Genomic DNA, 13,609 nt, shown 5'->3' on the forward strand with positions numbered 1-13,609 from the left:
ATTACACAGTGGATAGAGTCATCGCTAAAAAGAAATGGACCTCTAAACGGATCATAACCCTTGCGGGAATCGTTGGGATTGCCCTCCTGATCTGTGCCAGTTATTATTTCACCTCAGGCAAAAGCCGGTTGAATGTAGATACAGAGCGTATTACCATCAGTGAAGTTAAGAAAGGCCCCTTCCAGGTAACCATACCCATTAACGGTATCGTATTACCACAAACTTCTATTTATCTCGATGCACAGGAAGGCGGTCGTGTTGAACAAAAATTTGTGGAAGACGGCGCCATGATGCAGGAAGGCCAGCCCATTTTGCGATTGAGCAATCCCGACCTGGAACTAAGCCTCGCCAACCAGGAAACCAGCGTGTTCAATGTATTGACCCAAATGCAGATTGCCCGCAATAACGCTCAGCAAAATACCGTAAGCCGGAGGAACCAAATGGCCGAGGTTGACAATGCATTGAAAGAAGCCGAACGCCTCTATAACCTGAATAAAAAACTGCTTGCCCAAAAAGCAATCGGTTCGCAGGAATTTCAACAAGCCGAAAACACTTATGATTATCAAAAACGCCGCAAAGAATTAACGGAGGACATTATGCGGCAGGACTCTTCTACCAATAGAATACAAATGCGGCAGGATGAGCAATCATATATGAATATGAAAAAAGCACTTGAGCTGATGAAGAAAAAAGTAGGCGACCTGGTAGTTAAAGCGCCTATCAGCGGACAACTCACTTCTTTCGATGCAGAGATCGGTCAAAACATCAGCGCCGGCACCCGGCTGGGACAAATTGATGCGGCCAGCGGATTTAAAATAAGGGCCGACATTGATGAACATTATATCTCCAATGTTTTTACCGGTTTAACTGGTAAGTTTACACTTGTAAATAAAGAGTACAAACTCAAGATAAAAAAAGTGTATACCCAGGTGGTAAGCGGCCGTTTTCAGGTTGATATGGAACTGGTGGGCGAAGTGCCCCAGGGCATCCGCCGGGGACAAACGCTGCAAATATTGCTGGCATTAAGTGATGAAACGGAAGCCATACTGGTGCCTAAAGGCGGCTTTTACCAAACCACCGGCGGCAACTGGATCTTTAAAGTGAGCGAAGATGGTAAAACAGCGTATAAGGTAGACATTCAGCTTAACCGCCAGAACCCCGATTACTACGAAGTAATGGAAGGATTGAAGCCTGGTGATAAAGTAGTTACTTCTTCGTATGAAAACTATGGCAATATGCAGGAGTTAGTTTTGAAAAAAGAATAACCTAACAACCAACCAACATGAAATTTAAATTCATCATTCTACTGGGTATCTTGCTCACGGGCGCCATCTCCGCCTCTCCAAACAGGAGTTGCAATGGGAAACACCCAAAAATTTCACCTGCAAAAACAGTAATAATGATGATAGACGAAGCAGAACTAATGCCACTGCATTATTTCCTGCGCAATTTTTAAAACAACTATTTACTTCAAACCATACAACACATGATAAAGATCCGGGATCTCGAAAAAATCTATCGCACGGAAGAGGTTGAAACTGTAGCATTGAACAAAATATCAATAGATGTTAAAGAAGGCGAATTCGTGGCGATCATGGGCCCTTCAGGTTGCGGCAAATCAACTTTGTTAAACATATTAGGGCTTCTCGACGATCCCGATAACGGCAGCTTCCTGTTTAACAATATTGAGGTAGCTCATTTTAATGAACGCAAACGGGCCGACCTGCGTAAACATAACATTGGTTTCGTTTTCCAAAGTTTTAACCTTATCGACGAACTTACAGTTTTCGAAAATGTTGAACTTCCATTAATATATACCGGTGTAAAATCGGGCGACCGAAAAAAACGGGTGGAAGAAGTGCTCGATAAAATGCAGATCATGCACCGCCGCAATCACTATCCGCAGCAATTGAGCGGTGGCCAGCAACAACGTGTGGCCGTAGCACGGGCGGTTGTCAATAACCCCAAATTGATTTTGGCAGATGAGCCTACCGGTAACCTCGATTCAAGTAATGGTAACGAGGTAATGACACTGCTTACCGATTTAAACGAACAGGGTACCACTATTATAATGGTTACACACAGCGAACACGATGCCCGTTACAGCCATCGCATCATTCGCATGCTCGACGGACAAACCGTTCTTGAAAATATAATGGTATAAGCGTAATAGGCTATGTGCTAATATGCTAATGTGCTGATATGCCAATTGTGCTAATTAAATACAGAATACAATCCCGGTATGTTTAAAACCTACTTCAAAATAGCCATCCGTTGTTTACTGAAGAATAAAGTTTTTTCAGCCATCAACATATTGGGATTGTCTATTGGCATTGCAGTGTGTTTCATCATTTCGCTTTTTGTACAGGAAGAGCTTAGTTACGACCGCTTTAATACCAGGGCAAACGATATCTATCGAATAGAGTTCAATGCCAATATCAATGGCGGTAAAATAAATGAAAGCAATGTAATGCCACCGGTTGCACAGGCATTGCAAAAAGACTACCCCGAGGTTAAAGAGGTGACCCGCCTTCGCACATTAGGCAAGCCGCACATATGGATAAATGAAAAACAATTCGATGGCTCGTCCCTGGTATATGTTGATTCTAATTTCTTTAATGTTTTTACCATTCCGCTGATACAGGGTAATGCCAAAACTGCCTTGCTGCACCCCCACTCGCTTGTTATTTCAAAAGAACTGGCACAAAGTTTTTTTGGCAGGGAAGACCCCATTGGCAAACTGATCAAATTCTCTAAGAAAAACGATATACCGCCCTTTACAGTTACCGGTGTATTTGACAAAATACCATCCAATTCCCATTTTCATTTCGACATTTTCGGTTCAATGATAACCGATCCGGATGCGGTCAGCGATTCATGGCTCACTTCCAGCTACTATACCTATGCGGTATTGCAGAAGGGGTATAACCATAAAAAACTGGAAGCCAAATTGCCGGGCATGGTGGAGAAATATATGGGCCCGCAAATAAAACAGCATATGGGCCTTACCCTTGAACAGTTTCGCACGAAGGGTAATAGCATTGGTTTTAAGTTGCAACCACTAACTGCCATTCACCTGCATGGCGATTCAAACACCGAACTGGAAGCCAGGGGCGATATTCGTTATATATACATTTTCAGCGCAGTGGCCATATTCATGCTGTTGATAGCCTGCATAAACTTCATAAACCTGTCAACAGCCGGTGCAGTAAAACGTGCCAAGGAGGTTGGTATAAGAAAAGTAATGGGTTCACGCAAACAGGAGCTGGTAAAACAATTCCTGCTTGAATCATTACTTATTACGGTAATTGCATTGTTCATTGCAGCCATACTTGTACAACTGGCGCTGCCGTTATTCAATGAACTATCGGGTAAAACGCTTGTTTTTGGCTTTCAGTTAAAACCACTGGCAGCGCTCACCCTGCTAGGCTTGCTGGTAAGCATACTGGCCGGTATGTACCCCGCTTTTTTTCTGTCGTCCTTTAAACCCATAGCCACACTTAAAGGAAAATTTACCACACACAACAGCACCTATAATATACGCAGCGGCCTTATTGTATTTCAGTTCTTCATTGCCATTTGTCTTATCACCGGCACTATAGTGGTATATAAGCAAATGCAATTCATTCAAAACATTAAACTCGGCTATAACAAAGACCAGTTGCTGGTGATCGACAATTCCTGGGCGTTGGGTAATAAAGAACGCACCTTTCGCGATCTGTTGCTGAACGACCCGCGTGTAGAGAACGTAACAGTGTCTGGTTACAGACCTGCTGGCCCAAGTTTCTTTAACAATGCGCTGGCTTATCCCGAAGGCAGGCAAAACGAGTTTATGAATACATTGGAATATAGAATTGATGAAAGGTATATTCCAACACTGGGTATTCAAATGGCTATGGGCAGAAATTTCTCACCCTCAATGCCAACCGATTCACTGGCCATGATCATAAATGAAACGGCTGCAAAGGCCTTTGGCTTTGGCAACAATGCCATTGGAAAAAAGATCTTCAGGGAACATGGCGACCAGGGGCAACACCTGGGTTATACCATTATTGGCGTAGTAAAAGATTTTCATTTCCGTTCATTACACGAAGCCATTACCCCCCTATTGATGGTATTACAACCAGAAACCGGTTTAATAATAAAAGTAAAAACGAAAGATGTACAAGGTTTGCTGGCTTCCATGAAAAAGCAATGGCAAACATTCAATACAGTGGATGCTTTTTCCTGGTCGTTTATGGATGAACTGTATAACAAAACCTATACAGCCGAACAAAAGACCGGCCGCATCCTGAACATATTTACCATACTCACCATACTGGTTGCCTGTATGGGTTTATTCGGGCTCACTACCTATACAGCAGAACAGCGGGCGAAAGAGATCGGTATCCGAAAAGTGCTGGGTGCCAGTGTAACACAGGTAACCAGCATGCTATCGAAACAATTTATAAAACTGGTGATCATCGCCTGCATTATTGCGTTCCCATTATCATACTGGGTAATGAACCAATGGTTGCTCGATTTTGCCTATCGCATACACCTGAATGTTTGGATGTTTGCAGGGGCAGGTGTTATTGCCATCCTTATAGCATTGTGCACGGTTAGCGTTCAGGCTATAAAAGCAGCGCTTGCCAACCCCGTGAAGGCTATAAGAAGTGAATAAACATGTCAAAGATCTATTCGTACGAACCACAAATATAGCCAGCAAATACACATGGTTTTGAAAAATGGGACGAAGCATGTGTCAGCCTGGGACGAGCATGTGTGAAACCAGGGACGAATAGCATTTTGTATACGTAAAACATATACAAAAGTGGGACGAAATGCGCTAATCCAGGGACGAATAGCATAAAGCATGTGTCAACCATGTGTCAAACATGTGTGTACCATTGGTAAAGTACCCCGTTTGACACATGGATCACACAAGGATCACACAAGGTTCACACATCCTTTACCGGGGATGTATCAACGGAAACAAACAACCAGGCCATGCTAAAACATTATATAAAAATCGCTTTCCGCAATCTGGCACAACAAAAAGTGCTGACAGGTATAAATATCCTTGGCCTGTCGATAGGTATAGCCTGCTTTAGTCTATTTCTATTATACGCAGTTCATGAATTCAGTTACGACCGGTTTCACACCAACGCAAACCGCATTCACCGCGTTATTGAATGGTGGGAAGGCGAAGGCCGCGAACCGGGCGGTTCAGGTTCAATACCAACGCCCCTAACCCCTGCCCTTAAAAAAGATTTTCCCGATGTGGAATATGCCGCACGTACTACGGGCAGAAGCTGCCTGGCCCGGGTAAACGAAAACGTATTCCATTCTTCCATCACCTTTGCCGATGGCGATTTCTTTAAGATCTTTTCATTTCCGCTGTTGTACGGCGATGCACGTACCGCATTGAATGACCCTCGCCATATAGTTGTAACCAAAGAAAAAGCATTGATGCTGTTTGGCGCAGCCGACGTGGTAGGTAAAACAGTTCAACTAAAGATCGATTCTACCTACGAACCTTTTACAATCAGTGGCGTTGCCGAAAACATCCCTGTAAATTCATCGGTAAAATTTCAAATACTGGGCAATTTTGCCTACTTAGCCAATACACCCGCGATGCAGGAAAGCAACAATAACTGGTATATGACCGTTGGCATTGATGGGTATGTACTTTTAAAAGAAGGCAGTCACCTGGCCACAGAATACAAAAAACTGGCATCGTTCCGCAAAAAATATTATCCTGAAGCGAAGAAGAAAAAAGGAAAAGACAAAGAAGACAAGAAGAAAGAACCCGAAGTAATTTCAAGCGTTCGGTTACAACCGTTACGCGATGTTCATATAAACCCGCAGGTAGAAGGCGGTAGTGATCCTAAAAATATCTGGATCCTCATCACCATCGCTGCCGCTGTGTTATTGATCGCCTGTATCAACTTCACCACCCTGACCATTGGCCGCTCTGCCGGCAGGGCAAAAGAAATTGGGGTACGAAAAGTAATGGGCAGCCAGCGCAAACAACTTATTGGTCAATTTCTGGCAGAATCATTTCTGCTTAGCGTGCTCTCGGCCGTTATTGGGTTGCTTCTCGCCTATTTATTGTTACCGCTTTTCAATCAACTGGCCGACCGGCAACTTAGTTTTTCATTCAGGCAGTTCCCTGAACTCATTTGGTTACTGGCCACACTCACCGTACTGGTAGGTTTATTGGCGGGCTGTTACCCGGCCCTGGTGTTATCATCATTTAAACCTGTTGAGGTGCTGAAAAGAAAATTCCGTGTAGGCGGTTCCAACCTGTTCACCCGTTCATTGGTAACATTACAGTTTATACTTTCAATTGGATTGATCATCTCAACCATCATCATTCTACAGCAGATCAGGTATATGCGTTCTAAAAATATCGGGTTCAATAAAGAGAACATTGTAATGATCAATACGCAGGGCATCGATTCCAGAAAGATATATCCCCTGTACAAACAGGCCATTCAATCAAGCACCGGTATTGTGGATGTAACAGCCGGTGAAATGGGACTGGGTTCTGGCGAAGGGCAAATGGGCCGCGGCTACAAAACTTATTTGGGCGAAAAAACGGGTGTTATTGAATACCCCGGCGATTATAATTTTCTGCAAGCATTGGGTATGCAATTAATTGCCGGCCGCAATTTTGATGCAGCATTAACAAGCGATACCATGAACGCCGTTATTGTGAATGAAGAACTGGTGCATACCGTACTTGGTATTCCGGCCACAGAAGCAATAGGCAAAGAGCTACATACTGCCAGAGGAAATAACCCACCCAAAATAATCATTGGCGTATCGCGCAATTTCAATTTTGAAGACTTAACTCATAAGGTACGGCCACAATTGTTTAGCCGGCCTGCCAACCTTGAACCATCTCGTATCTTTGTGCGGCTTGAAGCCGGTGACCCGGCATCAAAACTGGCGCTGCTTGAAACTACCTGGAAAAAGCTGGTAACAGATGCACCTTTTGAATACAGTTTTGTTGATGAGAAGTTTGACAATTTTTATAAAAGCGAAGAACGCTGGAGCTCTATAGCAGGCTGGGCCGGCGGCATCTCCATTTTTCTGGCATGTTTAGGTTTGTTTGGACTGGCAGCATTGGCAGCTGTGAACCGAACTAAAGAAATAGGTATTCGCAAAGTAATGGGTGCTTCGGTAACGCAGGTGGTAGGTTTATTATCAAAAGACTTTTTAAAGCTGATAATGGTGGCATTACTCATCGCTTCTCCCCTTGCCTGGTATTTTATGAACAACTGGTTGCAAACGTATGCCTGGCGTATAGATATTGCATGGTATGTATTTGGTCTTTCGGGCCTTTTTGCCATGCTCGTGGCCGTTACCACCATCAGTATACAGGCGGTGAAAGCGGCCATGGCCAACCCGGTGAATAGTTTGAGGAATGAATAGCAGTTACCGGGTACCGGTTGCCAGTTACCGGGAAATACAAATCCGGACCTGAAATCCGTCCGCGTCGAGGCCTCGTAACCGGAAACTGGTAACCGGTAACAGCCTCTTAAATTAACATAAGATCAAATTAGATTTAAGCAATAAAGAAATCATATGTTAAAGAACTATTTCAAAATAGCCTTTAGGAACCTATGGCGCCACCGGGTGTTTTCCTTTATAAATATAATGGGGTTAACCGTTGGCATGACAGCCTGTTTGCTGATCTTTCTGTATGTGCGTTTTGAAATAAGTTATGACCGGTTTCACACGAAAGCCGATCGTATATACCGCATAGTGGCCGATATAAAAACGCCCACCGAAACTATTCCGTCAAGCGGGCCGGCATGGGCCGTACCCGGACATCTTAAATTTGATTTTTCCGAAATAGAAGCCGTTACCCGGGTAATGCCTGATAATTTACTATTAAGGAAAGGCGATATAAAATTCAACGAGCCAAAGTCAATCTGGGCCGACTCTATGTTCTTCCAGATCTTCAGTTTTAAACTACTGAAAGGCGACCCACGTACCGCACTTAAAGAACCATACAGCGTTGTACTGACCGAATCAACCGCCAAAAAATATTTTGGCAAGGCCGATCCGCTTGGGCAAACCATCCTTATCACAAGCGAAAGTTCACCAGCCACCGTAACAGGCATTATGCAGGATATGCCTGAAAATACCCAGGTAAAAGGCGATCTGCTGGTATCGATGAGTACCATTACAACAAAATTCGCGAAAGGCATCGACGATCAGTGGAGCAACTATTCTCCATGGGCATATATACTGTTAAAACCAGGCATAACCCCACAGTCGATAGAAAAGAAACTGCCGGCCTTCCTTGAAAAATGGAGCGGTAAGGAAATGAAAGAACTGCAAATGTTTGTTACTCTGAAACTGGAACAGTTGAAATCGGTTTACCTGTATTCAACCCGCGGCGATTCATTGGGTAGCATCAGAAATGTTTATATTTTTTCAATTATTGCCTTATTCATTCTTATTATAGCCTGTATAAACTTTATAAATCTAACTACTGCACGTGCATCGGAGCGGGCAAAAGAAGTGGGTATACGTAAAGTAGCCGGTGCAGTAAGACCGCAACTGGCAAGCCAGTTCATTGGCGAATCTGTAATAATTTGCTTTATTGCTTTCGTGTTAACCGTGGGTCTTTCTGCATTACTGCTTCCTTCATTTAACCAGCTGGCCGGCAAGATCATTAGCAGAGGAATTTTTTATGATGGCGGTTTAATAGTGTTGTTATTGGGCGCAGGCATTATAATAGGGCTGCTGGCAGGTGTTTACCCTGCATTTATATTATCATCCTTTAAACCCATAGAAGTTTTAAAGGGCAGGTTTGCAACCGGTAATAAAGGCACCTTTTTGCGCAAAGGACTTGTTATTGCACAATTCGCCATATCCACAGCCCTTATCATTGGTACCATTATAGTATATACGCAAATGAATTATATGCGTAATCGTGATCTGGGCTTTAATAAAGACCAGGTATTGGTTATAGAAACGCAACGGGAAAAAAAGCGCGATGCCCTGTTACAGGCAATTTCACGTTTACCAAATGTAAAAGTAACTTCTCTTTCGGGCAGCGTACCGGGTAGCGGCAACCCCGGCGCCTATTCGGAAGTAGAGAATATTAAAGGCGATCTGCAGATCACCAATCTCGATCTGTATTATGTTGACTTCGACTACATACCACTTTATAATATTAAAATGGTGGCGGGGCGTGCATTCAACAGGGAGTTTAAAACCGATAGCAATGAAGCCATGATAGTAAATGAAGCCACTACCCGACTGCTGGGCTATCATTCACCCGACCAGGCCGTTGGCAAACGGTTTAAACAATGGGGCCACGAAGGCAAGATCATTGGGGTTATAAAAGACTTCCACTACAAATCTTTGCAAACGCCTATTAAGCCCTTATCAATTCGTATGGATTGGTCGGGCTTTTCATTGATCTCGGTAAAAGTAAATGCGGCCAATGTAAAGAAAACCATAGCATCAATTGAAAAAGAATTCAAAGCCCTTATACCCAACCGGCCGTTCAGTTATTATTTTCTCGATGAGTTTTTCGATCGCCAATACAGAAACGAAGAACGGTTTGGCCGGTTGTTTATGAACTTTTCGGTACTGGCTATTTTTATTTCCTGCCTGGGCTTATTGGGACTGGCCTCTTACAGCACCATGCAACGTACCCGCGAAATAGGTATTCGTAAAGTGATGGGCGCTTCGGTATCGAATATTATTAACCTGCTATCAAGAGATTTTCTGAAACTGGTTATCATCTCATTCTTTATTGCAGCACCGGTTGCCTGGTATTTTATGAATAAATGGCTGGCCGATTTTGCATACCGAACAAGTATCAGCTGGTGGATCTTTGTTATGGCCGGAGTGCTGGCCATATTGATTGCTGTTATCACCATCAGCGTTCAGGCATTTCGTGCAGCGATGGCCAATCCGGTGAAGAGCCTTAGAACAGAGTGAGTGGTGAGTGGTGAATGGTGAGTGGTGAGTGGTGAGTGGTGAGTGGACTCGCGAATGTTAAAGCTAATATACTACCTTGTACCGCCAAAAATTCAAGCCGATTGCCGATTGCCGATTGCCGTTTCACGTTTCACGTTTCACGTTTCACGATAAGCTAACTAGAAAGACAATGATCAATTAATAAATAAAATAACCTTATTTATACAATGTTTAAAAATTATTTAAAGACCGCCTGGCGAAGTATTGTACGCAACAAGGCATTTTCGCTTATAAATATTACGGGCTTATCAATAGGTATTGCAGCAAGCATACTGTTGTTCGTTGTAGTGAGGTATGAATTGAGTTACGACACCTTTCAACCCAATTACAATCGTATACACCGGGTTGTAACGCAGGATAAATTCGACAAAGACCTTACTTACAATGCAGGCATTCCTGTTGCCGCGCTGGAAGCATTACGCGCCGATTTTCCCAACATACAATTTGGCGCCATGCGTTCAACATATGGCAGCCAGGTAACAGTTCCTGCTGCAGAAAATGCAACCGGTAAAAAATTCATTCAGGAAACAGGCATCTTCTTTTATGACCCACAATTGTTCAATGTATTTCATTACGATTGGCTGGCTGGCGACCCTTCGTCATTAGATGCGCCCAACAATGTGGTGCTCGATGAAAAAACAGCTACAAAATATTTTGGCAACTGGCAGCAGGCCATGGGTAAAACCATAACGCTCGATAATGCCATTCCATTAAAGGTGAACGGTATATTAAAAAATGTACCCGCCAATACCGATTTTCCACTGGAAGTACTGGTATCCTATAAAACGCTGAAACAACATGGCAAGGCATATTACCACGAAGATAGCTATAACCACACGTCAAGCAACTTCAACATTTTTGCTTTATTGCCACAGGGAGCAAAAGCAGCCAGTATAGATGGGGCCTTATTACAGTTCAGTAACAAACATTACCAGTCGTTAGGAAAAAATTCCATAAAGACCAATTTTCTTCAACCATTAAGCACTGTACACTTCGATCGCCGGTTCGAATCTTTTGGCGACCATATAACCAGTAAATCAACCCTGGTAACCTTATCGCTTATCGGGCTGTTCATTATATTGATGGCCTGTGTGAATTTTATTAACCTGTCAACGGCCCTTTCAGTTAACCGCTCCCGTGAAATTGGCATAAGAAAAGTACTGGGTAGCAACCGTAAGCAGTTGTTTACACAGATCATGAGCGAAACTGCTGTTATCGTAGGTATTTCAGTGATAGTAGCATTGGGCATTGGCTACCTTACCCTGCCCTATGTAAAACATATTGCATCTATAGAAGAACCGCTCAACATGCTTAATGCAAAAATACTGGGTACAATAGCGGTTATAGGTTTGGCAGTTACCCTGTTGGCTGGTTTGTACCCATCGTTTGTAATGTCGAAATACAATCCTATTAATGCGTTGAAGAATAAAATGGTATCGGCCAATGTAAAAGGTGTATCGTTACGAAGAGGATTGGTTATTATGCAATTCACCATTTCACAAATATTGATCATTGCCACCACCGTGGCAGTAAGCCAAATGAATTTCATAAGTAAAGCCGAATTGGGTTTCAATAAAGAAGGCGTACTGGTTTTAAGAGGAAATGGCGACAGTACTTTTCAATCGAAACTGGTAGCATTTAAACAACAGCTACTACAGGCGCCCGGTGTACAATCGGTAAGTTTTAACAGCGATGCGCCTTCATCGGGCAATACCTGGGCCACAAATTTTGCCTATAACAACCAACCCGATGAAAAATTTCAGGTAACCCTGAAGTTCGCAGATGTTGATTATTGTAAAACGTTTTCACTGCAATTACTGGCAGGCCGTAACCTGGCTGAAAGCGATACCATAAGGGAAGCCATGATCAATGAAACGCTGGTAAAAAAGCTGGGTATTAAAAACGCCAACGAAGTCATTGGTAAAACCATACGGCTTGGCCAGGGCCAGTCGTACCCCATTGTAGCCGTGATGAAAGACTTTAAAACAAATTCGCTGCGTGAAGATATCAAACCGCTTTTGATCTCAACCCGTAAAAACTTTTACTCACTTACGGCTATAAAATTACGCACCCACCAGTTATCGCAAACACAGGCGGCTATTCAAAAAACCTGGGACCAGTTCTATCCTGAATATGCTTACACTTCATCGTACTTTGACGAAGACATTGCAGAATTTTATAAACAGGAAGAACAGTTGTCATTGTTATATAAGATCTTTGCGGGCCTCGCCATTTTTATCTCCTGCCTGGGTTTATATGGTCTGGTTTCTTTTATGACCGTACAAAAAACAAAAGAAGTAGGCATTCGCAAAGTATTGGGCGCATCTGTAGCAAGCCTGTTGCAATTGTTCTCAAAAGAGTTTACCATTCTTATCATCATTTCGTTCTTTATAGCCATACCGGTATCTTGGTACATGATGAGTAGCTGGCTTAATAATTTCGTATACAAGGTTCCGCTAAATGCCTGGTTCTTTATCAGCGCCATTGTGGGGTCGGTATTGATTGCATGGCTAACTGTAGGATATAAAGCGATAAAGGCAGCGCTGGCCAACCCGGTCAAATCATTAAGATCGGAATAATGCAGTCGTGAATGGTGAGTGGTGGGTGGTGAGTGGCCTCGCGAATGGTGAAACGGCAAACGCGAAAACTAAGAACTAAAAACTTAAAAACTGCCTTTCCTTTATCAACTCTATCACCATTATCAACTTTTCACCCCCCTCGTCAACTCGTTCCCGATTGCATCGGGATTAACCTGTCAACTAAATACCTGTATCAAAACCGAACACTTCTTGTATCGGAAACGAACTTATGATTTTGCAATTAGCTTATAGTATATTGCAAATCACCCAACTATAAACTGGCATGTATTGGGAAAGATTAACGCCAGAACTAAAAACCAAGAACTTAGAACTATGATCGAGCTGAAGCACATTTCAAAATGGGTACAGGTTGGCGGTAAACCAACGTTTATATTAAAAGATATTAATCTAACGATCAAAGAAGGGGAATTCGTTTCTATTATGGGCCCATCAGGTTCGGGCAAATCATCCCTGCTTAATATTCTCGGCATGCTCGACGATGCCAATGAAGGTGAATACCATTTTATTGGCCAGCCGGTGCATACGCTAAAGGAAAAACAACGCTCGCAGTTATATAAACAACATATTGGATTTGTGTTTCAGGCCTATCATCTTATTGATGAGTTAACCGTGTACGAGAATATTGAAACGCCGCTCATTTATCAAAACGTAAAAACCGCCGAGCGTAAGGCCATGGTGGCAGATATGATAGACAGGTTTAATATCGTTGGCAAAAAAGACCTCTTTCCTACCCAGCTATCGGGCGGTCAGCAACAACTGGTAGGTATTGCCCGGGCACTAATAGCCAAACCCAAATTATTACTGGCCGATGAACCCACTGGTAACCTCAATTCAAAACAGGGTGAAGAGATCATGGACCTGTTCAAACAACTGAACAAAGAAGGCGTAACCATTATACAGGTAACGCACTCGGAGAAGAATGCGGGTTATGGTTCTCATATAATTAATTTATTGGATGGGCGGATTGAGGCAAATTGAGTGGACGAGTTAACAAGTTGACGAGTTGACGAGGAGTT

At 43.1% G+C, this 13,609-nt stretch carries 8 protein-coding genes; all 8 read left to right on the forward strand.

The features are described 5' to 3' along the window. Positions 1–8 precede the first annotated feature (8 nt). The 8 genes from GGD38_RS01060 (at position 9) to GGD38_RS01095 (ending at position 13,571) form a co-directional block, all read left to right on the forward strand. Positions 9–1,265: an efflux RND transporter periplasmic adaptor subunit gene (locus GGD38_RS01060; protein WP_375299886.1), complete on the forward strand. Its 1,257-nt coding sequence runs from the start codon at positions 9–11 to the stop codon at positions 1,263–1,265. Positions 1,266–1,282: 17 nt separating this feature from the next. Continuing rightward, positions 1,283–1,456 (forward strand): hypothetical protein, encoded by a 174-nt coding sequence (locus tag GGD38_RS01065; RefSeq protein ID WP_375299885.1) that lies wholly within the window; start codon positions 1,283–1,285, stop codon positions 1,454–1,456. Positions 1,457–1,486: 30 nt separating this feature from the next. Further along, a complete protein-coding gene (locus GGD38_RS01070) occupies positions 1,487–2,164 on the forward strand; it encodes an ABC transporter ATP-binding protein (RefSeq protein WP_375299884.1) in 678 nt (225 codons plus the stop codon). Positions 2,165–2,242: 78 nt separating this feature from the next. Further along, the gene (locus GGD38_RS01075; RefSeq protein WP_375299883.1) at positions 2,243–4,663 is read left to right on the forward strand and encodes an ABC transporter permease; all 2,421 of its coding nucleotides are present in this window, start codon (positions 2,243–2,245) and stop codon (positions 4,661–4,663) included. A 326-nt stretch (positions 4,664–4,989) separates the two neighbouring features. Next, positions 4,990–7,422: an ABC transporter permease gene (locus GGD38_RS01080; RefSeq protein WP_375299882.1), complete on the forward strand. Its 2,433-nt coding sequence runs from the start codon at positions 4,990–4,992 to the stop codon at positions 7,420–7,422. A gap of 153 nt (positions 7,423–7,575) precedes the next feature. Continuing rightward, positions 7,576–9,954, forward strand: coding sequence for an ABC transporter permease (locus GGD38_RS01085; RefSeq protein WP_375299881.1), 2,379 nt, complete (start codon positions 7,576–7,578; stop codon positions 9,952–9,954). Between the two features lie 206 nt (positions 9,955–10,160). Beyond that, the gene (locus GGD38_RS01090) at positions 10,161–12,572 is read left to right on the forward strand and encodes an ABC transporter permease (RefSeq protein WP_375299880.1); all 2,412 of its coding nucleotides are present in this window, start codon (positions 10,161–10,163) and stop codon (positions 12,570–12,572) included. Between the two features lie 333 nt (positions 12,573–12,905). Beyond that, positions 12,906–13,571 carry an ABC transporter ATP-binding protein gene (locus tag GGD38_RS01095; protein ID WP_375299879.1) on the forward strand — a complete coding sequence of 222 codons (666 nt, stop codon included), beginning with the start codon at positions 12,906–12,908 and terminating at the stop codon, positions 13,569–13,571. The last annotated feature ends 38 nt before the right edge of the window (positions 13,572–13,609 follow it).

Source organism: Niastella sp. OAS944 (genome assembly GCA_024809215.1).
In the GTDB taxonomy this organism is placed as follows: Bacteria; Bacteroidota; Bacteroidia; order Chitinophagales; family Chitinophagaceae; genus Niastella.